We start from the raw sequence: 25,912 nt of genomic DNA on the forward strand, positions 1-25,912 counted from the left end.
CCTAGAAATCGACACGCGGCGTGTCGGGAATAGGATTTTCGAACAGCATCCAGAACGAAGCGTTGAAGGTCGCGGCGTACCATGCTTCGAAGCGCGCAAGCGCGTCCACGACCTCTTCGACCGTGCCGGATCCGGTCAATTCTGCCCGGTGGAGTGCGACAATCACAGGCGTGAAATTATCCAGCATCGCCTCGCGCGCGTCGCTGTCCGATGACCAGCCGAGTTTTGCCAGCAAGGCAGCAATTGCACGCGCAACTGCGATCTCTTCATCGTGCTGCCACTCGCCATCGCCGGCTTGTGGTTGCATTACAGCCGCGAGCGTTCGCATCAAATTAAGCCGGCGAAATGCGAATGCCCTTTCCTGCTCGAGAGATGCTATGCGGACCGCAGCCTCCTGCCGATAAAGGGTTTCGACTGCCTGCGTGGAGTCTGCCTTCTTTTGCAGCGTTTCCAGGTATTTCATCGCGGCGGCTCTGACCGTGGGGGCGCTGGCGGAAGAGAGTGGGAGTCGAACCCACCAAAGACCGTCTCTCGGCCCCTCCCGGATTTGAAGTCCGGACGCCCCACCGGGGACGCATCTCCTCCTGACGCGAGCTTGTCGCTCGTTACTTTCGCAGAAACCCCAAAGAGATCCAGCCGGTCTCGATTGATGCGTCGCAGATCTTCGCGACGCACAGTCACACTGTGGCGATCGAAAAAATCCAGGATCTGAATGGCAACCTTACGGCCATTTCCGACCTGATCGCGGAATTCGGCCGCGGTAAACCATCCCTTTTCCGCTTCCGCGCTAAGTCCGGCAATGATGGCAACCATGTCCGCTACCGCTTCACGCAGGAAGAAATGATCGTGCGCGATTTCATGTGTCTTGCCCATCCGGCTCGCGAGTTTCAGGAGGCGGCGCACCTCGGGTTCCGGAACGGCGAGCGCGGTCGCGACATCGCGCACGCGTGGAGGACGAAATCGTTCAGCGCCGTCAAGAAATGGCTCGATGTTCCGCCAAAAATGTTCATCGGCAGGGCCCATCGTCACCGCATGACCGGCGCGCCGTACCCACGCCCCGTCGATTGCGATCTCCTCCGCCCCGGCAAGCCTTTGTAGAGCCGATCGAAACGCCGTGACGGGCAAGCGCGGCTCAAGCTGGGTGCGCAGCCGTTCGACTCCAATGCCGAGAAGATCGGGATTATCGGCATGGAAGAGGTCAAGCCGGCCCAACAGATCCTCACGAAATGAAGCCCAGCGCGAAGCAGAAATCGCTATCAAATCAGGTGCAGCGGGGAGCAAAATCGCGCCTAATGCCTGCGCTAGCTCCTCGGTTTTAGTTGCCGCGAGGGCCCTGTCCCGGACGAAGCCGGTAAGGTCGAGGTTATAGGGCGCGGTCTCGAGTAAGGCCTCCATGGCTTTGGCCGGATCAGAGAGCAGGTGAGCCTCGATCTGTGCCCTTCGTTCGGGTGTGCGGCGCTTGCGGGCGGGTGCCCGCAGGTCGAGAAAGCGGCCCCCACCCACTGTGCGCCGCGCGGACGTGTCCCGGACAATATAGCGGTCCCCGGCTGCTGCCGCGATCGGCTGGTCGAGTACGAGTTGCACATTTGCTGCGGTACCCGGTGCGATCGGAGCATCGCCAAGCAGCACGACGCGCGCACCAACTTCGGTCGAGGCATGATGGAGCCGGATTGGAAACCAATGCCCTATCGGCTTAGGCTCGGAACCGAGCACGCGCAAAGTCGCGTCGATCCTGTTCGTCGGTGCGTGCAAGCTCTGGTCCAGTATCATGTCGCCGCGGCTGATCGCGGATTTGGAAATGGCTTCGCCGGCGAGATTGAGGGCGCAACGGTCGCCAGCTTTGCCTTCCCTGCTCGGCCGGCTCTGCGCATGGATGGAGCGTACACGTGCCGCGATCCCTGAGGGACTGACGACCACATGATCTTCTACCGCGACCCTTCCCGACAAGACCGTGCCCGTCACGACAGTTCCCGTGCCTTGCAGCGTGAATGAACGGTCGACGGCGAGCCGAAAGCGGCCATCGGCTTCGAGCCTTGCAAACTGGCGTGCTGCTTCCACAATGTGGTCGCGCAGTTGGTCAATGCCTTTTCCAGTTACTGTGGAAATGCTCAGAATTGGCGCATCGCGAAGCGCCGTTGCGGCAAGCTCGTTGCGCAGTTCTGTCTCGACTTCGACAAGCCTCTCCTCTGGCACAAGGTCGGCCTTCGTCAGCGCAACGACACCTTGCTCGATACCAAGGAGGTCGATAATGGCAAGGTGCTCCCGCGATTGCGGCATAATCCCATCATCGGCAGCGACGACGAGCAGCACGAAGTCGATGCCGCTCGCACCGGCGAGCATGGTGTGGATGAACTTCTCATGACCTGGCACGTCGATGAAACCGATCGTTTCGGCCTCCACTGGCAAGTAGGCGAACCCAAGATCGATCGATATGCCGCGCGCCTTTTCTTCCTTCAGCCGGTCGGTATCGACGTGGGTCAGAGCTTTGACAAGCGAAGTCTTGCCGTGATCGATATGCCCCGCGGTACCAACGATCATGATTGGCTGTTTCCTCCGGCCTGCCCCGCTCTCAAATCGAGGCCTGCGATATTGGCAGCAAATGCTGCGTCGTCTTCGAGGCAACGCAGGTCAAGAACCAGGGACCCGCGCTCGATACGGCCAATGACCGGGACGGGCAGGCGCCGGAGAGCGGCGGACAGTTCCTCAAGCGCGCTGCCGCCGCCATCGAGCGCGGTCAAGGCGAGACCAGCGCTGGGCACCGTAGCCAGCGGCAAGGCCCCCGATCCGATCTGACTGGCACAGTCGACGACGGCGACATTGAACGCACCTTGCACGGCCTTCGCGACGATTGGAGCCAGTCTTTGCGCCTGCGCACCGATCTCCTCGCGGGAGCGGCTGAGGAGCCGCATAGTGGGAAGGCGCACGCTCAGTCGTTCGGGATCGCGATAGAGCTTCAGCGTCGCCTCGAGTGCGGCCATGCGGATCTTGTCGACTCTGAGCGCCCGTTTCATCGGGTTCTTGTTGATCGCCTGGATAAGGTCCTTGCGTCCAACGATGAATCCCGCCTGCGATCCGCCGAGCAGCTTGTCGCCGGAAAAGGTGACAATGTCCGCACCTTCCTCGATTGCCTCTCGCACCGTCGGTTCGTGCGCCAGTCCGAAGGGCGTGAGATCCGCCAATGTGCCGGAGCCGAGATCGTGGACCAGCGGAACGGCGCCTTTGTGCGCGATATCCTTCAATTCCTGCGGCTTTACTTCCTTAGTAAAGCCTTCGATGCGGTAGTTTGAGGTGTGGACCTTCAGGATCAGTCCGGTGTCAGGTCCCAAAGCATTCGCATAATCGCTTTTGTGTGTCCGGTTTGTAGTGCCGACCTCCACCAGCCTGGCGCCCGCACGCGCCATGATGTCGGGCATGCGAAAGGCGCCGCCTATTTCTATGAGTTCGCCGCGGGAGACGATGGCCTCCTTGCCCGCCGCCAGACTGTTGAGCACGAGCAGGACAGCCGCCGCATTGTTGTTGACGACCGTCGCATCTTCAGCGCCGGTCAGTTCACAGATCAGGGCACGCAAATGATCGTCGCGTTCGCCGCGCTTGCCGCTCTCAAGATCGAACTCAAGGGAAACGGCCGAGCGCATTGCCGCCACCGCAGCGTCAATTGCGGTCTCAGCCAGAAGCGCGCGGCCAAGGTTCGTGTGCAGCACCGTACCGGTCAGATTATAGAGCGGGCGTAGCGTGGTGCGCTCGCGCTCCTCAAGGCTTGCGACAAGATTGTCGAGAATAATTTCCGACGCCTGGATAGGGTGGCCTTGAAGAACTTTCCGGCGCAGGTCGGCGACGGTGTCGCGGAGAACTTCGGTCACTGCCGACCGTCCGAAGCGTTCTATGGCCGCCACGGCCAATTCAGACCGCAGCAGCTGATCGACAGAGGGTAGAGCGCGGAGGCTGGAATTGGTGTCCATCGCACATCCTCACAACCCGGCAAGCAGCGGCGAGAAGCCGCCCCGCCGATAGGGTTCCGCTCGCATCAGGAGATCAAGTCCGAGACTGGCAACGTCATCTGCGACCGGCTCGGTATCCGGCGCCTTGTCCTGATAGAGGATTTTCATCCAGCCCTGGCACTCGTCACAGGTTTCAGCCTTGATCGTGCCACCATGCCCGTCGATTTCCTGGTAACCAATGCCCTTGGTCGAGCCGCACAACATGCATTTGATGCGGACGTAGTTCCACAACGTGCCGCACATGGAACAGGAGCAAAATCGTGCGCCATGGGAGCCGGGCCAGCCGACGACCATCGATGCCACCGGCAAACCTCCGCACGCTGGACAGATGCCATCGGCTAACGGCGCGAGCATCTTTGCATCCAGAGCCGAGGCCAGCCGGGCAAAATGCACCTGCAGGGCCGCCCAGATATAGATGTGCTCGGCAATCGCATCTGCCGGCAATGCGCTGGAGAAAACCGTTCTGGCCATGGCCCGGCGAGCCTCGACACTGGCAGCGGTCACGCGGGATAGAGCGTCAGCAGCCGCGGCGGGCTTTTCGATCGGTGCAACAGCCGCAAACAGGCGATCGAATATATCGTCCAATGTCGGCTCATCCTCGATCCTGCTCCGGTCGATCAGGGGCATTGCGAATTCGCGGGCACGCGCAACGGCCGCCGCGTCTGTCCCACCGGGAGCCGGCAAATCAACTTGGATTTCGTGTTGGGCCCGCGCAAGTCCCTCGACAAATCTGAGGTACGGTGAAAGGTGGCTTGTTTCAGCCAATTGCCGCAGCCGTGCTGCCCTTGTGGAAAAGATCGAACCCGGATCCGGCAGTCGGACAAAGGGCGGTGACGAGATATCTCCGATTGCCGTTGGATCCGGCTCAACCGCACTTTTGCTGTTCATGCTGCTCCCTCACGAACCCGCCGGGCCACGTGGACCGATGAAACTTCTACCATACCCGCTTATTCGGCGGGCGTACTTCCCGATTTGTCCTTGGGCGATTTCGCCACCAGCTCTCGTAGCCATTTGCGATGGTGACGCCATGCCCAGCCGCCAGTAACGGAACCGCGCGTCATCGCGCGTATAGTACCACGCACCCAGATCGCTGCGTAGACATGAATGATCCAGACGCTGATCGCCACAATCGCCGCCATGGAATGGATCAATACAGCCCACCGCTTCTGCTCGATCGTGGTCAAATCGAAGAAATACTGGTCCCATATGATGATCCCGGTCGTGATGAGCACGATGATCAGCAATGACATCGACCAGAAGACGAATTTCTGCCCGGCATTGTACTTACCGACCTCGGGCAGCCGGTCCTCGTGAGCCGTCAGCACGTCACGAATACGGGCGAGCCAGGTGCCGTCTTCGCGCTTCCACAGATTGGCGCGCCAGAAGCGGAGGAAAAGGCCAAAGAAGCTGAAGAAAAGGACAACGCCGATCCACGGATGGATAATCCGGGTAAGCGGTCCGCCGCCAAAGAGACCCGTCAGGAAGAACAGGTCAGGATGGAACAGCGCCAAGCCCGAGAGCGCGAGCAGCACGAGACTGACCGCCGTGATCCAATGGTTCACACGCGCGCCGGCAGTATAGCGATCGACTGTGACGGGCTTGCCGGAATGAACGCTGTCGCCCTTCTCCACGTCGTACTGCGTGCTCATCGGGGCCGCTCCTCCCCAACCAGCTTCTCCGCCTGCTCTTCATCGTCGTTCGAGACGCGATTGGGACCGGAGACGAGGTAGTGCATCAATCCGGCGATGGCTGCGACACCCATGACGGCAAATCCGGCATATCGCGTAACGCCTTTCCAAGCATCCACGAGCGGACTTATTCTTGGATTGTTCGGCAGGCCGGCATAGATTTCTGGCTTGTCCGCATGATGAAGAACGTACATCACGTGCGTGCCGCCGACGCCTTGCGGGTCGTAGAGCCCGGCATTATCGAAGCCGCGTGACTTCAGGTCGGTGATGCGGCCCTCGGCATGCTGCTTCATTTCCTCCTTGGTGCCAAACACGATCGCTTGCGTCGGGCAGGCCTTGGCGCAGGCAGGCCCCTGCCCCACCGCCACGCGGTCGGAACAGAGCGTGCATTTATAGGCAACATGGGTGACCGGAGAGATGCGAGGAATATTGAACGGGCATCCCTTTACGCAGTAGCCGCAACCGATGCAGTTCTCGTGGATGAAATCCACAATGCCATTCGAGTACTGGACGATGGCGCCGGGAGCCGGGCAGGCCTTCAGACACCCCGGATCCTCACAATGCATGCAGCCATCCTTGCGGATAAGCCATTCGAGATTGTTGGTCTCGGGATTCTCCCACTCGGTAAAGCGCATGAGGGTGAACATATCGGGGGTGAGATCATGCGGGTTGTCATAGACTCCCACATTTTCGCCAACTGGTGGGTGCGTGTCGTTCCACTCGATACAGGCCGACTGGCATGCCTTGCAGCCAATGCACTTCGACACGTCGATAAGCTTTGCAACCTCGGTCTGACGCTGTGCCGGCGGGGTAACATTGGATGCGGAGCGTCGGATCAGGTCCTGCTCGCCAAATCTGGCAGGCTCGGGCCGGGTCGTCGGGTTTGGTACAGGCGGGAACATGCTGCCGTCTCCTATGCCACCGGCCCGGCGATGGGCTCGATATTGACGAGGAACGCCTTGAACTCCGGCGTCTCTATGTTGGCGTCACCGACGAAGGGCGTCAGCGAATTCGGTCCAAAGCCCTTCTTGGCCGCTCCCATGAATCCCCAATGCAGCGGTATGCCGACCACGTGAACCGGCTTACCATCGCATATCAGCGGTTTTATGCGCTTGGTGACGACCGCTTTTGCCCGAACCGATCCGCGCTTCGACCAAACCCGCACCCAGCCGCCCTTGGTGATGCCTTTCTCCTTGGCGAGTTCTTCCGATATCTCGACGAAGAACTCGGGCTGGAGCACCGCGTTCACCCAGACATGCTTGGTCCAGTAGTGGAAATGCTCGGTGAGGCGATAAGAAGTCGCCGCATAGGGAAATTCCTCCGAAGCCGGTTCGGCGAACTGCGCGAAATCGCCCTTGAAAACGCGGGCAACGGGATTGCCGCGCACATTTGGAGCGACGATGTTGGCCAGCGGCGACTCGAACGGTTCGTAGTGGGCAGGGAATGGTCCGTCACGTAACATGCCACGGGCAAAAAGCCGCGATACTCCTTCCGCATTCATGATGAACGGTCCGACCTCGGAAGGCTTGGCCGTCGGCGCAATGTCCGGAACGTCGTATCCGGCCCATTTCTGGCCGTCCCATTCAATCAGCTTCCGGCTCGGATCCCAGGCCTTGCCGTTCAGATCGGCCGAAGCCCTGTTGTAAAGGATGCGGCGATTGACCGGCCATGCGAATGCCCATTTGAGATAGGCACCCGTCTCGTCCGGGTCCGACGTATCCCGCCTGGCCATATTGTTCCCGTTTTCGTTGAAGCAACCGGAATAGATCCAGCATCCGGAAGATGTCGAACCATCGTCCCTTAGTGCCGCAAAACTCGGTAATAGTTTGCCGGCTTCCACCACCACCTTGGATGGATCTGTCGGATCATAAAGTGTGGCCGAAGTCCTGCCGTTCATCTCCTTGGCGAGTTCTTCCGCAGTCGGATCGCCGGGATCCGCGTAGGACCAATTGAGATTGACGATCGGGTCCGGGAACGCCCCGCCTTCCCGGCGATAGAGTTCCTTCAGACGCGAATATATCTGCGCCATGATCCATACGTCGGTCTTGGCCTCGCCGGGCGGCGTTCCCCCCGGCCAATGCCATTGCAGCCACCTGCCGGAATTGGTCAGTGACCCCTCGTCCTCTGCAAAGCAGGTCGAAGGCAACTGGATGACCTCGGTCTGGATTTGTGCGGTTTCCACGTCGTTGAAGTCGCCGTGATTTTCCCAGAACCGCGATGTCTCCGTGTCCAATGGATCCATGGTCACGAGGAACTTCAGCTTGGACAGTGAGTCCGTGAGCTTTTTCCTGTTTGGCACTGCCAGCAGCGGGTTGAAACCCTGGCAGACATAGCCGGTCATCTTGCCCTGATTCATGAGTTCGAATGCCCGCAGGACATCGTAACCGGGGACGTCGAGCTTTGGCAGCCAGTCATAGGCGAAGTGATTTTCCGGCGTCGCCGCCGCTCCCCACATCGACTTCAAGAAGCTGACGAAGAACTTTTTGTAGTTCTGCCAGTAGCTCATCTGGTTCGGCCGAAGCGGTTTGAAGCCCCGCGTCGACATATAGGCGTCGAAGTCCACTTCCTTTTCCGTCGGCAGTGTCATGTAACCCGGAAGCAGGTTCGACATCAGCCCGACATCGGTCAGTCCCTGGATGTTGGAGTGCCCGCGTAGCGCATTCATGCCGCCGCCGCGCACGCCAATATTGCCGAGGATGAGTTGCAACATCGCCATGGAGCGGATGTTCTGCGAGCCTTTCGAATGCTGCGTCCAGCCAAGCGCGTACATGGAAGTCATCGTCTTGGTGGGCGACGACATTTCCGAGATCATCTCGGCTACCTTCAGGAACTTGTCCTTCGGGGTGCCGCAGATACGCTCAACCAGTTCAGGTACGTAGACGGAAACGTGCGCCTTCAGGAGGTTCCATACGCAGCGCGGGTTGGTCAGCGTGTCGTCAACCACGGCGTAGCCGTCATCACCGATGACATATTCCCAAGTGGACTTGTCGTAGTCGCGCTTGGCTTCGATATAACCGGTAAAAAGACCGTCCTTATATTCAAAGCCGTCCTTGACGATGTATGTCGCGTTGGTGAACGCCTTGACGTAGTCCCATTGCACCTTGTCGTTCTGGATGCAGTAGTTCATCACCCCAAGGAGAAATGCGATATCCGTCCCCTGGCGGATCGGCGCATAAAAATCCGCGACAGATGCCGAGCGCGTAAATCGCGGATCGACGACGATCAACTTCGCGCCGCGGTTGGCCTTGGCCTCCGTGACCCATTTGAAGCCGCATGGATGCGCTTCGGCGGCATTGCCTCCCATGATGACAACAAGATCCGTGTTCTTGATGTCGGTCCAGGAGTTGGTCATTGCACCACGGCCAAATGTTGGGCCCAAACTGGACACCGTTGGGCCGTGTCAGACACGTGCCTGGTTATCGAATACCAGCATTCCGGCGCTGCGTACGACCTTGTAGGTCGCCCAGGCCGTTTCATTCGTCGTTGCGGAGGCGGCGAGGAACCCGGTCGTCGTCCAGCGATTGACCGTTACGCCGTCATTGTTCCTTTGAATGAAGTTCTTGTCGCGATCGTCCTTCAGCAGGCGCGCGATCCGGTCGAGGGCATCATCCCAGGACACTTTCTCAAATTTGTCCGAACCCGGCTTGCGGATCATCGGATACTTCAGCCGCGTCTCGGCCTTGACGAAATTGAGCAGCGCCGCGCCCTTGGGGCAAAGCGTGCCGCGGTTCGTCGGATGATCAGTGTCGCCCTCGATGTGAACGATTTCGGCGCTCTCGCCCTTCTTCAGGTCACCCTTGGAATACATGATGATGCCGCATGCAACGGAGCAATACGGGCATGTGTTCCGGGTCTCCGTCGTGTTCACCAATTTGAAATCGCGGATGGCCTTGGCGTGGGCGGATTCCACCGCGCCGAAGCCGAAGGCTCCCAGCGCTGACCCCGCCACACCAGCGCCGGCCGCCGCAAGAAACTGGCGCCGCGAGAGTTCCATGTTCATGGCATGTCACCTCCCTTAATGGGCCGGCCCTACCAACACGGCATGCCGGAAACTTCAAGTGCTCGGCAACTTGGAACGCGCGAGCGTTCCGAACAAAATGCTACCTGATGAAGTTCAATTGTCAAACCAATAAGATGCCCTATAATATGAGTACAACAATCATGATTAATTGGGTTGTACGAACGTCCTATATACGCCCGCCCAAATCACTTCGAACACCACAATTACTTGTCATGCGGAAGCTTTTACTCCCTGCGACTGTCATTGCAGCGCAGCAATAAGCTAACCGTGGCTCACCTTTGACGTCCTGCGCAAAATGGACAAGAATGTCGCCACCTGCTGTACTTTCAACGTGCGAGGAGGCTGCCATGGATGATCGAACCGCTGTGCCGCTCCGCTTGACGTCGCTTGCACATGGCGGCGGCTGCGGCTGCAAGCTCGCACCGTCGGTACTGCAGCAACTGCTTGCAGACCAGCCAATTGCGGGACCCTTTGCGCAACTCCTTGTCGGAACGGAAACCGGCGATGATGCTGCGGTTTGGCAGCTGGATGACGAGACTTGCGTGATCGCAACGACGGACTTCTTCATGCCTATGGTCGACGACGCTTTCGATTTCGGCCGGATTGCCGCAACGAATGCCATCTCTGACGTTTATGCCATGGGCGGAAAGCCGATCATGGCGCTCGCAATCCTGGGCATGCCGATCGACAAGATGCCGGCCGAGCTGGTGCGTGAAATCCTGCGCGGCGGCAGCACTGTCTGTGCGGATGCAGGTATTCCGGTCGCCGGTGGACACTCTATCGACTCGCCGGAGCCAATCTACGGACTGGCCGTTATCGGCACATGCCCGGTTGCCAATATCCGCCGCAATAGTGGCGCGAAACCCGGCGACGCCTTGATACTGACGAAAGCTCTCGGAGTCGGCATTTATGCGGCGGCGTTCAAGAAGGGCGCCCTGCCCGACGAAGCCTATGGTGAGCTCATCGCGTCGACGACGCTGCTCAATCGCGTAGGTGCAGAACTTTCTCGCGATAATGACGTGCACGCAATCACGGATGTGACGGGATTTGGGCTCCTCGGTCATACCCTTGAGATGGCCCGAGGCTCGAATGCAACGATCCTCCTGCGCGCGGACGACATATCCTATTTTACGCAGGCAGCCGACCTTTCCCAACAGGGCTTCGTAACGGGCGCCTCGCACCGCAACTGGGCAAGTTATGGCGAAGCGGTAGTCCTTCCGGCGGGATTTCCCATCTGGCAAAGGCACCTGCTGACGGATCCGCAGACGTCGGGCGGATTGCTGATTGCCTGCCGTCCCGAGCGAGCCAAAGATCTCCTCGAGACCATCATTGACGCCGATTATCCCGCGGCACGGATTATAGGCACCGTATCCGGCGTAGACACTGGAACATCTGCGGCAGTGCATGTTGTCTAGCCGCTTTGCCTCGCTGGACCCCGGCTCATCCGTCATCACCAACCACCCGTAGATGCGATCCCGTCGAGCGCAGGCACGCCATCAGCATGGGTCCAACCGAGAACGCCCCTGCCCTCGCCTTCTCGGTCAGCGCCCGAAGATAGCCGCCGGCCGAATTGATCTGTTCGGCCCTCTGGAGGATGCAGGCAATGACGATTGCGGCACGCTCCTGGCCGAGAGCATCGAGCGCATCCGCGTAGGCCGAGGGAGAAATTCCAAGATAACCGCGCACTTGTGCCGCTGTCGCCATCAGATCGCGCCAGTTCGCAATGCCGCCAGGTGCATAGTCGTTCATTTCCGGGCAAGCCTTAAGCACAAACCCAACTGGATATGTCTGGGTGACGTGTTCCGTTGTTTCCTGTTGTAGCGCAGTTTCAGCCCCTTGGCTGTTTCTAGAGCCAGGTTCAAATTCAATGAAAGAGTCGGGTTTTGAATTCTGTTGCTGCGGTTCATCGCGGGACTCATTGCCGCTCATATTTTCTTCATTGAGCTTATTTTCCAATGCGATAGCCACCTCATCGTGCAAAGCAACGAGGTGAGCCAGGATCTCCTGAAGTGTTCCCCTTTCCGCTTGGCGCGGGATAGCATCGACAATGCTGCGAAATCGCGTCCACAACTGTTGCCAATCGCCAGAGACAGCTTCGGCAATCGCCATCTCGATGAGCTTTGCGATGTCCCGCCTGTGAAGCGTGATGCGCTCCCTGACGAGCTTCAGGGCATGGCGTTCGGCGCGCACGCGCTCAGCGGCCGCCTGGAGCTCCTCTGCACGCGCCAGGAGCGGCGCAAGCGAGAACCCGAAAGCCTCGGTGATCTCCCCTCCCCTGCCCTTGCGCGAGTAGCGTTTGCCGTTGGGGCTGTCTTTGCGGGAGATCAGACCACATTCAATCAGCGCAGCAAGATGCCGGCGGAGCGTGGCGTTGGCCATGCCATGCGCACGCATCGAAAGCTGAACATTCGATGGAAAGACAATGGTGCCGTTTTCTTCGGAAAGTTCATTGTCCGGCAAAAACGACAACAAGGCGTTGAGCACAGCGAGCGATCTGTCGCTGATCCCAACCTCTTCCTTGCCTTCACAGAGCCAGCGATAGACCTGCCACTTGTCTGCAGACTTTCCCGGCGCAATATCTTGCGCCCGGGTCTGTGCCCGAAGATGCGCAAGCGACATCGACCGCCGCCCGAAGGGCGTCGTTATCAGATTTCCATTCATCCTCATTGCCCTTTTCAAAAGGCAAAAGAAATCTGCTCGTCAAAACGACGTCGGGGACTCTTGACAGTGATTCGTGGAAATGCGATTCTCAGTCTGCTAGAACTTTGAGAGAGGCTTCCACGACCGGGTCGTTTGGGGGCCTTTTTCTTTTGCGGGTCTAATCTCCTGTTTCAGTCACTTTTTTCGATTCCTTGAACGCTTCATAGAGCTGATCAAGGTTATTGGTGATGAACACACCAAATTCCCTGCCATTCTTTTCGTTCAAGGCAATCGAGAACGTCTTGCCGGAAAGCTTTGTCGCAACCTTCACCGATTTGTCGTCAGGCGTCCAAACCGATCCGGCGCTTCCGCCGATGGCCTTGCGTACCGGCTTTCCGGATCCGGCGCCCCTGAGGAACTCGAAGAGTTGGTCGAAGCGATCTGCCGATTTCGCCGCAGCAAATTCCGCGCTTTCAACGAATTGCAGAGCCTGCGAACCGTGCCTGGGGTTTTCGATCAGCTTGCGCATCTCAAGCCAGCGGTCGCGCCCTATTCCCTTGGCGGGGCCGATTGCTGCAATGATTGCTTCCGGGATGGCCTTTGGAATGGTCAGCATCTTCGAAAGCGTCTGATAGTCGATCGACAGCGCCGACTGTATGGCGTCTCGCGCATAGCCGAGCTTCTCAAGGCGATCGGCGAACTGCACGCGTTCGATAAAGCTCAAATTGGCGCGCGCCGAATTTTCCTGTCCCTGGCTGATTACATGGTCGAGATCGGCGAGCGGCTTTACAACGGCGCGGACCGTGCGCCCGAGTTCCTTTGCAACCCTCGCCCGGCGATGCCCGAAGACAATCATATACCGTCCATCGCCCTTCGGGTGGGGCCTGACAAGTATGGGGCTGTCCTGCCCCCTCTCCCTGACCGCGTTCAACAATTCGCGATACTCTTCGTCGTCACTTTCCGGCATCCGGTCGGTCACAAACGAAGCGTCCAGCAAGTTCGGGTCGAGATCGACGACCGTTTCCCCGTCAACCAGTTTCGAGGCCTGGCGCGCCAGCTCGTCGATCGATGACGACATCGATTTCGCGGCGCCAAACTTGCGGAAGCCGCCGCTTGGCTCAGCATCGACCGCCACATCGGGTTCGCCGTGCATGATGCTTTCAAAGATGTTCTTACGTGCCATAATCAATTTCCCCGAAATCGCGTCAATGCGATGAATTCATTGACTGAATTCCGTATTTAGCCTGCCGTCTACCTTCGTCCCCACGCCTCGTGGATGAGTTCGCGGATTTCCGAATTGACCGCTTCCATAGATTCCATCGCCCGATCATAAGTGTGCCGGTTCATTGCCGACTTCTCCACCTCATAGAGTGTCTGCTTGGTAAGGCCCGCATCCGATATGGCCGTCGATTTGAGCATCTGGTGCTTTAGCATCTGCGGCGCCAGCATGGACTGCATGAAGCCCATCATCTGCGTTTGCGGAATGTCAGTCGGCTCGTAGCGTGTGATCAGATAGCGGAACCAGTCGAGATCGACATCGCCGCCGGCAGCCCCGACGGTCTTGAGGATATCGCCGAGCATCAACAGGAATTGCGACATCGACATCAGGTCGAGCATCTGCGGATGAACCGTTATCAATACCGCCGTCGCCGCGGCGAGCGCCGTGAGCGTCAGATAGCCGAGCTGCGGCGGGCAATCGATTATGACGACGTCGTAGCGGCCATCCACTTCCTTCAGTGCATTTTCGATGCGGTTCCAGAAGGTCTTGCCGGCGATCGAATTCTTGCTCTGCATGGCAAGCGGCGTGTCGTACTCATATTCCTGCAATTCCAGCGAGGCGGGAACGACGTCAAGGCCGGGAATATTGGTCGGCAGGATTACGTCGGTAATGGGTTTGCGCGAATCGTCGTAGCGGATCGCCTCATAGATGGAGGGGTTCTGGTCGAGTTCCGGCTGGATGCCATAGAGCGCGGAAAGCGAGGCTTGCGGATCAAGATCGAGGGCAAGAACACGATGTCCGGTCAACGCCATATGTTGGGCGAGGTGGGCGGCAGTCGTCGTCTTGCCGGATCCACCCTTGAAATTAACGACGCCGATAACCTGCAGCTTCTCATCGCCGCGGCGATGCGGCACATATTTCTTGACATCGGCGCGGCCGTTGCGATCGAGCCAATGGCGCAGTTGCATGATCTGTTCGGCTGAGTAGCTCCTGCGGCCGCCGGTATGAATCGTCGGTTCGACGCCCTTGCCTTCGAGATGAAGCTTTTTCAAATTGCTGGTCGAAACGCCAAGAAAATATGCGGCCTCGGCGAGAGAAAACTGGCGCAACGTCTTGCGGGCATTCGGGGGAAATGTTTCCATGCGAAGCATATTGAGCTTCCGCGAAATCTCGCGACCTTGCGCGAGAATCGTGTCATCAAAGGAAGCTTTTTTTGCTGTTGTTGCGATGTTCATCGTCGACCGGGCCTCAAATGACGGCATTTCCATTAAAACCGTCCGAATGCCGTCATTATGTCCGATTCGCTCGAGACAGCAAGAACTTTACTGTTAACAACTGGTTAACGATGCGGCCGACTGATACCGTCTGCCTTGGCGAGGCTTCCAGCGCTTATCCGTTGATAGGTAACAGGTTTCTCACCGTTTAGACGGCGGACTATTTGTTACAATGCTAAAGAAGCCTTCGCGCATACAAACCGCGGCCGGGCAGGTAATATCGCGATCACGTTGACGGCCATTGATGGGAGTGGCATCCTAGGCAAATCGCCAAGAGCCGTAGTAGCCCGGCGATGTGCCGGGCTACTCGGCCTCCCAAGCTCCGTTCCCCTCCAGAGCCTGCCGAACAGAAATTAGCTCCAGTTTAACTTCCGTTCATCGTTATAGTTAACGATTTATCAACGCGTTACGCTTGCACGACTACTCATAACAACCACACACGAGTTGCAGTCAGATTGGGATGACTTCCAAAAATCCAAAGGCGACAGTGAATATCGTCGGCTTTGGGATCCGGTCGCTGGGCAATGCAACAGCCCCAATACGGCCATCGGCACGCCCCATCCGCCCTGCAGGATGTTACACCCGGCAGACGATAGAATGATATTTCGCCATTGGTACAACGCGCCTATGCGGTGATACCCATTTCGGTCAGGTGAGGGTGGATTGGCACGGCGGCGATCTATGCATTTCTTGCATTCGCGTGGCGAAAGAGCGATGCTGGCATGGCGATGCCATTGATCACGAGTCTGGTTGGGCAGGTCTATTTGAGCATGATGCATATTTCACCTGAGCACTCATTGGACGTCAGACATTTTTGGCCACAATCAAAGTGCAATCATCAAGCGATGACCCGGGATGTCCGCCGTTTTTTCGGCGGGCCATTCAATGGTGCGGGATCATCTTGCAGTGCAGGCCAGCCGAAACGCATGGTGCGTTCTCGGGGGAACCGCGGACACGATCGCAAGGGAACTCACGTTATGATTCAATTTCGTATCACTACAGTCGCCGCGACGGTCATTGCCGGCGTAGGGCTGGTTTTTCTCACGCTCCCGGCCTCCGCCGCCACCGCGGCGCAATCCGTCACCAAACAATGCAGCACGCAGTATAATGCCGCCAAGGAGGCCGGCACCCTGAATGGCCAGAAGTGGCCTCAGTTCCTTTCAGATTGCAGCGCCAAGCTAAAAGACGCGGGAGCAACTGATGCTGCGGCACCCGCCGCCACGACCCCGACGAAGAAGGCAACGAAGGACACGGCTACGACAAAGCAGTCCAAGGATGCTGCAGCAGCCAAACCCGCCAAGACCACCGAAACTGCAGGAGCCGGCGGAATGTCCGCCAAGGCGATCACCAAGGAGTGCAGCACGCAATACCAGTCGGCAAAGTCAGCCGGTACGCTGAAGGGCCAGACGTGGAACCAGTTTCTCTCGTCCTGCAGCGAAAGCTTGAAATCCGACAATTCCGATGCATCGACACCTCCGGAGCCGACACCGGCAGCCACCAAGACCACGACCAAGACAGCCGCCGCTGCAACGACAGCGGATGGAAAGCCGTTGACCCCCGGCCAGGTTGCTTTCCGTCAGCGGATCAGCGCCTGTGGCGAGCAGTGGCAGCAGGCCAAGGCGAGCAACAAGACGGGTGGCAAGACATGGCCGCAATATTGGAGCGCATGCAATACACGGCTGAAGGCCGAGTAGTCTTGCATTAAGTAAAATCTCGATTGCCCGGGTAGGCCCGGGCAGTCTTATCGCGGCAAATCTATCCGGATCGCTGACATTTAACCCGCGACGATGTAAACAGAGCGCAGGAATGAACCGAACAAAGCGGACAGTCTATTTCTTACTCGGCTGGCTGATGGTGGCGCTCGGATTCATAGGCGCGCTTCTGCCTGTCATGCCCACCACCATATTTCTCATTCTTGCCGCATGGTGCTTCAGCCGTTCGTCCCCACGCTTTGAAAAATGGCTTTTGGAGCACCCGGTCTTCGGCCCGACGCTGGTGCACTGGCGCGAACATGGCGCGATACCGAAGCGAGTAAAGCTTCTCGCCTGCGGCGGCATGGCAGTGGGCTATGCCATGTTCTTCTATTTCGCCCGGCCGTCGCCGCTGCTTGGCGGCATCGTTGCGCTGTTCTTCATCGCTTGCGCGGCCTATGTCGTCAGCCGCCCGAGTGTTGCAGCGTAATCTGTCAGGCGTCGATCCGCTTTTCGGTCACCGCATCGAAGACATGAAGTCCATCGGCATCGATGCTGAAGCGCTGTAGCGAGCCGACCGTCACCTGCGAACGTGGCGGCAGGCTCGCAGTAAGGCGCTGGTTGCCTATGGATGAGGTGACCACGAGTTCAGGTCCGGTCAATTCCACCACTTCGACTTTGGCTTCGATAGTGAGCTTGCTTGGGTCGCCCAGTGCGAGGCTGAGATTCTCCGGGCGGATGCCAACGATCACCTTGCGCGATGCCTGGCTTCGCAAGGAGGAGGGGAGGGGGATTACCGTTTGTGAACCGGCAATCTGAGCGGTCCCATCCACCAGCGTCGCATCGAGCATGTTCATGGGCGGCGAACCGACAAAACTTGCGACGTAGCGTGTGGCCGGACGATTGTAGATCTCGTCGGGCGACGCCAGCTGTTCAATGTGGCCGTCGCGCATGACGGCGATGCGCGTGGCGAGCGTCATCGCCTCGATCTGATCATGCGTCACATAGACAATCGTGGTACCGAGCATCTGATGCAGGCGCTTCAGTTCGGTACGCGTCTCCATTCGCAGCTTCGCATCGAGATTGGACAAGGGCTCGTCGAACAGGAAAATCTTCGGATCGCGCACAAGCGCCCGGCCAATGGCGACACGCTGTCGCTGGCCGCCGGAAAGCTCCGATGGCCTGCGGCCCAAAAGGTTCTCGATTTGCAGCATCTTCGCGGTCTTTTCGACCGCCTTTGCCCGTTCGGCAGCCGGTACTCTGCGCATTTCAAGGCCGAAGCCGATATTGCGAGCGACCGAAAGATTGGGATAGAGGGCATAGGACTGGAACACCATAGCGATGTCGCGGTCCTTTGGATGAACGCCGGTCACCGAACGATCACCGATGCGTACGTCACCTTCCGTCGCCTCCGCAAGGCCGGCAATGATGTTGAGCAAAGTGGACTTGCCACAGCCTGACGAGCCGAGCAGTACCAGAAACTCGCCGCTCGCCAATGACAGGTTAATTCCCTTGAGCGTATCGACGCTGCCATAGCGCTTGCGGATATTGACGAGTTCAAGGGCGCTCATGGCGCGTTCTCCAGGGATGAATGAAGGATCTCGCCGTCGTAGCGGCGCGGAACAGTGGATATGGCTGTCGAGGCGATACGCACACCGCATTTCAGGCTGTGCTCTAGCGTCTGGCCATCGGCTTGCGCTGCTATGAAAGCCGCATTGAACACGTCACCCGCGCCGATGGTATCGGCAACGGCAACCAGCGGCGCCGCGACCGAGACGAGCCTGTTGTCAGGATCGATCGCTAGCGCTCCATCGGGACCACGCTTCACGACGACGGTCGCACCGACCGGCATAAGCGCCTTCAATGTCCGGGCCGCTTCAACGGGATCACCGCAATCGGCAAGTTGAGTTGTCTCGACTTCGTTGAACAGCGCAAGCGTGCAGCGCGAGAGCCACCGGCGCGCCTTTTCACGATTTGCCTGCGTCCATCCTTCGATCGGCCAGCCGGTATCGAGCGCAAGCGCAATGCCATTTGCATCGGCCCAGGCGAAAAGTTGGTCATACTCGGCAACGAGGCCATCTGTCAGGAAGGCCCCGCAAAGGATGACGATGCCACCCTTCAGCTTTTCAGTATCGAGCATCGATACCACCTCCTGCCAGGAGAGGGCTCCGATATGACCCCGCGTGGTAAAGAAGGTGCGCTCACCATTCGGATGCGTGATGCCAACCGAAAGCGTTGTGCCCGTGGGCGCGACGGGCCAATTTACGGCCACAGCACCAAATCCCTGGCGCAGCCATGCGCCGAACTGGTCGTTGCCGATATTGGCAGCGATCTGGAAGTCGACACCGAGGCCCTGCCAGGTAAGGGCCGCATTGCCTGCCGATCCACCGACACGCAACTCGTCATAATCGACCATGATTTCGGTTCCCGGGGTCGGCCAGGGATCAGCGGGCCCGAGGATCAGATCGACATTGACGTTTCCGATGACGGCAAGCGGGCGCATCATTCGCTCCGGGTGATCTTGGTCGAGCGGACCGGCGTACCGACATCCTCGACCCGCATGCCGGCAAAGCCGAGCATAAAGTGCTGGCCTGCCGGCAGAAGTGCAAATACGGCGGCCATGTCGCTCGCGGTTCCGACGTCGACCGTTACCGCGCCTTCGACGGGCACTTGCCCGGACGCATCGAACACGACGACAGGCGATCCTGCTTCGAGGGCGGAAATCGCCATCCGTGTTACGAACTCTGCGGTTTCATCGCGCGCACGGAACAATACGACGCCCATCTTCGGTCCAAGCATTTCCATAGGTCCGTGTCGCAGCTGGCCTCCCTCGAGCGGAAAGCAGGGAACTCGCGAAAGCTCGGTTAGCCCAAGCGCGATCGCCTCGGCTACGCCCTGCAGGCGACGGCCGGAGGTTACCACCGAACCAACATCTGCAAGCGCGTCGACAGCGGCCTTGACGTCGGGCTGGCGCTCGGATCGGAGCAGCGCGAGGGCAGGTTCGGCATCTTCGCCGAGCGCGCTCAGTATGGCGAGATGCAGGGCGAAACTCAGCGTGAGGCTGCGCGTTGCCGCAAAGGCTTTTTCCGTGCCGCCGGCTCCGACGAGGGACGGAACAGTCCGGGCGAGCGTAGAGCCGCCCTCGAGCGTCAAGCCGAACGTATCAGCGGGCACGCCGACTTCGGCGAACCAGCGCAACACTTCCGCGCTCTCGCCCGACTGCGATGTGAGCAAGACCGTTTTTCCAGACAGCGGCAGCGGCTGGCCGAGCTGTTCGGAGAGCGGGATAGCAACCGCATCGATTCCCAATGCGCGATAAAATGGTTCGACCGCACGTCCGACGGCGTGTGAGCCTCCCATGCCGAGCAGCAGCAGACGACCATTCTTGCGCAGCGATGCGGCAATCGTCGCCGCAAGCGAAGAGGCAGCGTCGAACGAGGCGATGGCGTCGGCATTCTGGCGTGACATTTCATATTCGATCGCGACAAGTCCGGTGGGCCGGGTGGTGTTCATGTCCTTGGTCATCCTTTGACGCCGCCACTGGTCAGCCCCGAGATAAGGGCGCGTTGCATGAAAAGGCCAATCAGCAGCGGGGGGAGGGCGGCCAGGACACCCGCTGTGGCGATAAGGCCGTAATCTGAGACGCGTCCGCCGGCGAGGTCGGCGATCGCGACGGTCAGCGTCTTCGCACGCTGATCGGAGGTGAAGAGCAGGGCATAGAAGAATTCGTCCCAGGCGAGCAGGAAAGCGAAAAGCGCTGCGGTTGCCATGACCGGCGCGGCCAGCGGCAGCGTGATAATGCGAAGGATCTGGTCGAGGCGCGCGCCATCCATGGTCGCCGCGCTTTCGATCTCACGGGGTATGGAGTCAAAGCCTGACTTGAGGAGCCACGTCGTGAACGGAGCGAGGATCGTGAGATAAACCAGCGCGAGCCCGAAGACGTTGTTGAGAAGACCCAGCCAGGAAAGGGCCATGTAGAGCGGTACGGCGAGCGCGACGGGCGGCAGCATGTAGGTGGCGATGACCGCGTAGAGCGACCAGCCGACGGATGGCGTTCGCGAAACGGCCCAGGCCGAGGGGATCGCAACGATGAGCGCGGCGATTGTCGCCATGCCCGCGACCTTGATACTGTTGAAGAGGGAGGCGACAAAAGCCTGTCCGGCGCTGTTGGCGACCGAAGACAGCAAGACGCCGTAACGGGACAGGTCCACGGTATCCGGCCACCAGTGCAGGGGCTTGGCGATGAGATCGGGCGTTGAAGAAATGCTCATGACGAAGAGCCAGAGCACCGGCGCAAGGATCACCGCCAGCAAAAGCAGGGCCGCGAGATGTACGAAAATGGTCGCTGCAAGGCTTCTACGTTCCATCAGGACACACCTGCGCTTTTGCGAATGAGGGCCGCATAGGCGACGGCGAGGATCGTCACCAGCAGCGTGACGATCAAGGCGAGGGAAGCGCCGGATCCCGCCCGCTGGAACGAAAACGCTTCCTGGTAGACGAGGATCGAAAGCGTACGCGTGCTGTTTGCTGGTCCCCCACGCGTCATGACCCAGATAATATCGAACACCTTGAACGCTTCGATCGTGCGCAGGACGAGGGCGACCATCAACGGACCGGCGAGATAGGGCATGATGACAAAGCGGAAGCGCGACCATGCACCAGCGCCATCCACCATCGCCGCCGCCGTAATATCACGCGGTACGGCCTGGAGGGCGGCGAGGGCAATAAGCGCAACCAGAGGAAAGTTCTTCCAGCAATCGGCGACGATGAGCGACGCGAGTGCGGTGCCGGGCTCACCCAGCCATGATTGATAGGCCCCTATGATCCCCATCTGGGTGAGGGCCGCATTGAGTGCCCCATATTCGGGATTGTAGATCAGACGCCAAAGTGTGGCATTAACCACAGTCGGCAAGGCCCAGGGCAATATCATCAGGGCGCGCAGCACAGAGCGCCCGTAGAATTGCTGATTGAGCAGCAATGCTGCAAGCACGCCTATGACCATCTCCGCCGAGACAGAAAGCACAGCGAACCAGAATGTGGTGATCAGCGTTCGCTGAAAATTGGGCCCGGAAAGGATGCGGACGTAGTTTTCGAAACCAACGAAATTGCCTGCGGTGCCGACGAGCTTGGCGTCCGTAAAGGAAAGTCGCACCGTGTCGAACAGCGGCCAGCCGATAATCGCAACCATCACGATCAGGAGCGGCAACATCAGGAACCATGCGCGGGTCGTGATCCAGTTGTTCGTCATGAAAATCCGCCTGTGCATACGATCCGACAATATTGAATCATTGTGAAAGGCGAGGGCGGAGCAATGTCTGCAGCCGCCCGCGCTAAAATATCAAAGACCGCTGTTCTGGACGGCTGTTTCGAGCGCTGCATCCGGCTTTGCCTGGCCGAGCAGCGATTCCTGGATCGCCTGCTGCAGTGCTGTCGACAGCTCCTGATACTTCGGTGTCGTCGGACGCGGGTACATGGCAGCGAGCCCGACCTTTGCGGCGGCGATCAGTTCTTCCTGACCCTTTGCCACGGCCGGATCGTCATAGGAGGATGCCCAAATCGGCAGGCTGAGCTTAGCATACTGGTTCTGCGTAGCCTGCGAGGTCATGAAGGTGATGTATTTCCAGGCTTCGTCCGCATGCTTGCTGGTAGAGGTAATACCCAGGCCCATCGAACCGTTGACCGCCGAAACCTTGCTCTTGCCTTCGACACCCGGGGCAGGCACCACGCCAACCTTGCCGGCGACCTTGCTGTCCTTCGGATCGTTGGCCATGTTGTACATGTAGGTCCAGTTAAGGGCGAACGCTACATCACCATTCTGGAACAGGCGGCGCACATCTTCTTCCAGAAATTCCTTGGAGTTCGGATTGGTGACGCCGGACGTATAGCTATCGACCATATATTTCAGCGCATCGAGACCGCCGCCTGTCTGGAAGGCGGGCTTGCCGTCCTTGAGGAAGCTGCCGCCATAGGCGCTGACGAGCGTCGTATAATCACAAATGGCAGCTTCCGCCTGTGACCAGCTCCAGGCGATCGGGGTGGCAAGTATGCCCTTGTCCTTGATCGTCTTGGCCTGTTCGGCAAGCTCCGCCCATGTCGTCGGCGGCGCCTTGATGCCTGCCTTTTCCAGAATTTCCTTATTGTAGAAGAGATACTTGGTGTCGAGAATCCATGGCATGCCATAACGTTTGCCGTCATATTCGACGGTGGTCCAAGCGCCCGGCAATACACCCGACTTCATTTCCGGCGTGATCTTGTCCGTTACATCCGTCAGGACTTTATTGGTTGCATATTCTGCCGGCCAGATCACATCGAAGAGAACGACGTCGTAGCCGCCGCCCGATCCCTGGGCGAGCACGGTCTTGTCGTGCAATCCCTCATAGGGAACGAATTCGAGATTGACCGAGATATCCGGATTTGCCTTGGTGAAGGCCTCAGTCATGGCACGAACGTCTGCCTCGCTATAGGCAGCCTGCGCCATGAACAGCGCATTGATCTTCGTCTCCGCATGGGCTGGCGAAAAGAGCGCCGCTCCAAGGAGTGTCGCGCCGAGAAGCGCGGTCTGCACGGATTTCAACATTATTACCTCCTATTTGGCCTTGGTCGGTTGCGGAGCCACTCGAGCGAGAGACGCCGGTTGGTCGTTAAGTCCGAGAGCTTTTTAACTAGGACCTGCCCGCGACTTCCCTTCGTCCGGCCAGTGCTCATTCCCCGAAGACTCTTGGGGTCTTTTATTAAATCAATTGTCTTGACTTATTAGTTGTTCAATATTCTTCTGGAGTCAAGTGGGGACTGTGGATGAACGACAAGAGACCGATCAGAGCCAAGAGCGGGACGAACCTCGGCGGTGCAAGCGCGCATAATCGCCGCATCATGATCGATGCGCTGCGCGTCAACGGCGCCCTGTCGCGCGCCGATCTCGCGAGAGCTACCGGCCTCACGCCGCAGACGGTCTCCAACATTATCGAGGAACTTGCATCCGACGGTCTGGTGCGCTCGCAGGCGACGGTGCGGCGGGGGAGGGGACAGCCCGCCACCCCTTACCAGCTCGTACCGGAAGGCGCGTTTGCAATCGGCTTGCAGATCGATCGCCACGTCACTCGCACGGTGATCGTGAACTTAGTCGGCGAAGTACTGGTAAAGTTCGAGGCAAAGTTGCCGCCGGGGGGACCAGCGGAAGGCGTGCTGGTGATTCTCGATCTCGTCAGGCGGGCGCGCGCGCAACTTGCCGCCCGGACGAGCGACGCGGATAAGCGCCTCGTTGGTCTCGGCGTCGCCATGCCGGGTCCGTTCGGGATCAATACGCTCTATGACGACCCTTGGATGATGACCGCATGGCAGAACTTTCCATTGATAGATCGTATCGCCGAGGGCACCGGCCTTGAAGTGGCCTTGCAGAACGATGCGGCGGCGGCGGCTACGGCCGAGCGATTGCTCGGCGCGGCGCACGGTCTCGACCATGCGATCTGCATCTATTTCGGTTACGGGCTTGGCGCTGGCCTTATTTTGAACGGCGAACTTTACGGAGGTGCGCATGCGAATGCCGGTGAGATCGGCATGATCCTCGCATTGATTCCTGGCGATGGGGCTGATGTCGAGCCGCTGGAGCATTACGCATCGATGGCGTCTCTATGCAAATTGCTGAGCATAGATCCATCGGAGCCGCAGCTTTTTGAAATGGTGAGCGATGCCCTGCAAAAGGGCAGTCCCCAAATCGAAGCATGGATTGCCGACGTGGCGCAGCGCCTTCGACGAGCCATTCAGGCGCTCGAATCCATATTCGATCCGCAGACGATCATCCTTTGCGGGGGCGCCCCGCGTCGCCTCATCGACCGTCTCGTCAAGGAGATTGGGCCTTTGCTGCCCTCTATTGCCGATCGGGCGAGCCGCTTCCCGGAGGCGCGGCTTCAGGCCGGATTGGCCGATCCATGGTCGGTGGCGCTTGGCGCGGCGGCCGAACCGATAGCGCGGACTTTTGATCCGCGCTTCTCGGCCATTTTGAAGAGCAACTAGCTCAGGCGGCGCGCTTAATGGCATCCCCAAGCATCGAAGCCATCGTGTCGATCTGTTCTTTTTCGACGATCAATGGCGGCGACAGCGCGATCGTGTCGCCGGTCACGCGGACGAGCAGTCCTTTGTTGAAGCAGTCGACGAACACATCATATCCGCGCGCGCCCGCCGCATCGGCGCGAGGTGCGAGTTCGATACCGGCCACGAGGCCGATGGTGCGGATATCGATGACATTCGGCAGGCCATTCAGACTGTGCATCGCCTCCTGCCAATGGTCGGCAAGTTCGGCGGCGCGGGTGAGAAGGCCTTCCTCGCGGTAGATTTCAAGCGTCGCCAGACCTGCGGCACAGGCGACAGGATGTCCCGAATAGGTGTAGCCGTGGAAAAGTTCGATCTGGCTTTCCGGTCCTACCATCAGCGCATCATGAACCGCTTCGCTGGCAAAGACTGCGCCCATTGGAACGACGCCGTTGGTCAGACCCTTCGCCGTGGTGACGAGGTCGGGAACTACACCAAAGTAATCGACCGCGAAAGGCGTTCCGAGGCGACCAAAGCCAGTGATCACTTCATCGAATATGAGCAGGATGCCATGCTTCTTGCTGATGGCCCGAAGCCTTTCGAGATAGCCCTTCGGCGGCAAGAGCACGCCCGTCGAACCTGCAACCGGCTCGACAATGACAGCGGCAATCGTTTCCGCGCCGTGGAGGGCGACAAGGCGTTCCAGATCGTCAGCAAGATCAGCGCCATGTTCAGGCAGACCATTCTTGACGAAGGCATTGCGCGCCGGATCGTGTGTATGGCGCATGTGATCGACGCCGGGCAGGGTCGGGAAAACGCGGCGATTGTTGACGAGCCCGCCGACGGAAATGCCGCCGAAGCCGACGCCATGATAGCCGCGCTCACGGCCGATGACGCGTGTACGCGTGCCTTGGCCAATTGCACGCTGATAGGCGATGGCAATCTTGAGTGCGGTGTCGACCGATTCAGAACCAGACCCGGTGAAAAACACCTTCGTAAGCCCTGCCGCCTTGCCGCCAGGCGCAATTGCCGCAAGCTTTTCGGCGAAATCGAAGACGTAGGGATGGCCCATCTGGAACGTGGGCGCATAGTCCATCGTCATGAGCTGGCGCGACACCGAGTCGGCAATCTTTTCGCGGCCATGACCTGCATTGACGCACCAGAGACCTGCGGTACCGTCAAGCACCTGCCCGCCATCCACATCGGTGTAATACATGCCCTTGGCGCCCGCGAGCAGCCGCGGTGCCGCCTTGAACTGGCGGTTAGCCGTAAACGGCATCCAAAAATTTTCAAGCGATGGGGTGTTCGACATTAGCATCGGGAGGTCTCCTCTTCTTTGCCGAAAAGGCCACGCTT

Annotated in this window: 20 protein-coding genes, 1 tRNA gene and 1 pseudogene; 4 read left to right on the forward strand and 18 right to left on the reverse strand. The window is 59.0% G+C overall.

All coding sequences use genetic code 11. The features are described 5' to 3' along the window. Window position 1: 1 nt before the first annotated feature. The 8 genes and pseudogenes from HQ945_RS20905 to fdnG form a co-directional block, all read right to left on the reverse strand. Window positions 2–463, reverse strand: coding sequence for a hypothetical protein (locus HQ945_RS20905; protein ID WP_113282164.1), 462 nt, complete (start codon window positions 461–463; stop codon window positions 2–4). Window positions 464–489: 26 nt separating this feature from the next. Further along, window positions 490–585 (reverse strand) — tRNA-Sec (locus HQ945_RS20910). A gap of 126 nt (window positions 586–711) precedes the next feature. After that, a pseudogene (gene selB / locus HQ945_RS20915) lies at window positions 712–2,538 on the reverse strand (selenocysteine-specific translation elongation factor); the annotation flags it as partial. Beyond that, window positions 2,535–3,959 carry an L-seryl-tRNA(Sec) selenium transferase gene (gene selA, locus HQ945_RS20920; protein WP_113282165.1) on the reverse strand — a complete coding sequence of 475 codons (1,425 nt, stop codon included), beginning with the start codon at window positions 3,957–3,959 and terminating at the stop codon, window positions 2,535–2,537. The pseudogene selB and the gene selA, both read right to left, overlap by 4 nt. Window positions 3,960–3,968: 9 nt before the next feature. After that, window positions 3,969–4,886 carry a formate dehydrogenase accessory protein FdhE gene (fdhE, locus tag HQ945_RS20925; RefSeq protein ID WP_113282166.1) on the reverse strand — a complete coding sequence of 306 codons (918 nt, stop codon included), beginning with the start codon at window positions 4,884–4,886 and terminating at the stop codon, window positions 3,969–3,971. Between the two features lie 59 nt (window positions 4,887–4,945). Continuing rightward, window positions 4,946–5,647, reverse strand: a complete 702-nt coding sequence (locus HQ945_RS20930) for a formate dehydrogenase subunit gamma (RefSeq protein ID WP_091925208.1) — start codon at window positions 5,645–5,647, stop codon at window positions 4,946–4,948. Then, window positions 5,644–6,588, reverse strand: a complete 945-nt coding sequence (gene fdxH / locus HQ945_RS20935; protein ID WP_113282167.1) for a formate dehydrogenase subunit beta — start codon at window positions 6,586–6,588, stop codon at window positions 5,644–5,646. Before fdxH ends, HQ945_RS20930 begins: the two co-directional genes overlap by 4 nt. An 11-nt stretch (window positions 6,589–6,599) precedes the next feature. Further along, a complete protein-coding gene (gene fdnG, locus HQ945_RS20940; RefSeq protein ID WP_113282168.1) occupies window positions 6,600–9,686 on the reverse strand; it encodes a formate dehydrogenase-N subunit alpha in 3,087 nt (1,028 codons plus the stop codon). A gap of 368 nt (window positions 9,687–10,054) precedes the next feature. Here fdnG and selD point away from each other — a divergent pair, with 368 nt between their 5' ends. Further along, on the forward strand, window positions 10,055–11,122 hold the full coding sequence (selD, locus tag HQ945_RS20945; RefSeq protein WP_113282169.1) for a selenide, water dikinase SelD: 1,068 nt from the start codon (window positions 10,055–10,057) through the stop codon (window positions 11,120–11,122). 25 nt (window positions 11,123–11,147) lie between these two features. Here selD and repC read toward each other — a convergent pair whose 3' ends face one another. From repC to repA, 3 genes are all read right to left on the reverse strand, one after another. Further along, window positions 11,148–12,368 (reverse strand): plasmid replication protein RepC, encoded by a 1,221-nt coding sequence (repC, locus tag HQ945_RS20950; protein WP_113282170.1) that lies wholly within the window; start codon window positions 12,366–12,368, stop codon window positions 11,148–11,150. A 157-nt stretch (window positions 12,369–12,525) separates the two neighbouring features. Then, window positions 12,526–13,530, reverse strand: a complete 1,005-nt coding sequence (gene repB / locus HQ945_RS20955) for a plasmid partitioning protein RepB (protein ID WP_174208468.1) — start codon at window positions 13,528–13,530, stop codon at window positions 12,526–12,528. Window positions 13,531–13,598: 68 nt separating this feature from the next. Beyond that, window positions 13,599–14,801 (reverse strand): plasmid partitioning protein RepA, encoded by a 1,203-nt coding sequence (gene repA, locus HQ945_RS20960; RefSeq protein WP_113282172.1) that lies wholly within the window; start codon window positions 14,799–14,801, stop codon window positions 13,599–13,601. A 1,016-nt stretch (window positions 14,802–15,817) separates the two neighbouring features. On the opposite strand from repA, the gene HQ945_RS20965 reads away from it, so the two are divergent. Together HQ945_RS20965 and HQ945_RS20970 are read left to right on the forward strand one after the other, a co-directional pair. Further along, complete coding sequence (locus tag HQ945_RS20965) at window positions 15,818–16,534, forward strand: hypothetical protein (RefSeq protein ID WP_174208469.1); 717 nt, start codon at window positions 15,818–15,820, stop codon at window positions 16,532–16,534. Between the two features lie 112 nt (window positions 16,535–16,646). Further along, window positions 16,647–17,021, forward strand: coding sequence for a YbaN family protein (locus HQ945_RS20970; protein WP_113282174.1), 375 nt, complete (start codon window positions 16,647–16,649; stop codon window positions 17,019–17,021). 4 nt (window positions 17,022–17,025) lie between these two features. Here HQ945_RS20970 and HQ945_RS20975 read toward each other — a convergent pair whose 3' ends face one another. The 6 genes from HQ945_RS20975 to HQ945_RS21000 form a co-directional block, all read right to left on the reverse strand. Beyond that, window positions 17,026–18,102 (reverse strand): ABC transporter ATP-binding protein, encoded by a 1,077-nt coding sequence (locus HQ945_RS20975; protein WP_174208470.1) that lies wholly within the window; start codon window positions 18,100–18,102, stop codon window positions 17,026–17,028. Next, window positions 18,099–19,034: a carbohydrate kinase family protein gene (locus tag HQ945_RS20980; RefSeq protein ID WP_174208471.1), complete on the reverse strand. Its 936-nt coding sequence runs from the start codon at window positions 19,032–19,034 to the stop codon at window positions 18,099–18,101. Before HQ945_RS20980 ends, HQ945_RS20975 begins: the two co-directional genes overlap by 4 nt. Then, window positions 19,034–20,044, reverse strand: coding sequence for an SIS domain-containing protein (locus tag HQ945_RS20985; protein WP_228020651.1), 1,011 nt, complete (start codon window positions 20,042–20,044; stop codon window positions 19,034–19,036). Before HQ945_RS20985 ends, HQ945_RS20980 begins: the two co-directional genes overlap by 1 nt. Before the next feature lie 8 nt (window positions 20,045–20,052). Further along, the gene (locus tag HQ945_RS20990; RefSeq protein WP_027233013.1) at window positions 20,053–20,898 is read right to left on the reverse strand and encodes a carbohydrate ABC transporter permease; all 846 of its coding nucleotides are present in this window, start codon (window positions 20,896–20,898) and stop codon (window positions 20,053–20,055) included. Next, window positions 20,898–21,779, reverse strand: coding sequence for a carbohydrate ABC transporter permease (locus HQ945_RS20995; protein WP_091925234.1), 882 nt, complete (start codon window positions 21,777–21,779; stop codon window positions 20,898–20,900). Before HQ945_RS20995 ends, HQ945_RS20990 begins: the two co-directional genes overlap by 1 nt. Before the next feature lie 90 nt (window positions 21,780–21,869). Beyond that, window positions 21,870–23,108: an extracellular solute-binding protein gene (locus HQ945_RS21000; protein WP_091925237.1), complete on the reverse strand. Its 1,239-nt coding sequence runs from the start codon at window positions 23,106–23,108 to the stop codon at window positions 21,870–21,872. Between the two features lie 218 nt (window positions 23,109–23,326). On the opposite strand from HQ945_RS21000, the gene HQ945_RS21005 reads away from it, so the two are divergent. After that, on the forward strand, window positions 23,327–24,541 hold the full coding sequence (locus tag HQ945_RS21005; RefSeq protein WP_174208473.1) for an ROK family transcriptional regulator: 1,215 nt from the start codon (window positions 23,327–23,329) through the stop codon (window positions 24,539–24,541). 1 nt (window position 24,542) lies between these two features. On the opposite strand, the gene aptA is transcribed toward HQ945_RS21005, so the two are convergent. Then, entirely contained in the window at window positions 24,543–25,874 is a 1,332-nt protein-coding gene (gene aptA / locus HQ945_RS21010; protein ID WP_174208474.1) for an omega-aminotransferase AptA, read from the reverse strand. Window positions 25,875–25,912 lie beyond the last annotated feature (38 nt).

Origin of the sequence: Phyllobacterium pellucidum, from assembly GCF_013327855.1 — a bacterium.
GTDB classification, from domain to species: Bacteria; Pseudomonadota; Alphaproteobacteria; order Rhizobiales; family Rhizobiaceae; genus Phyllobacterium; species Phyllobacterium pellucidum.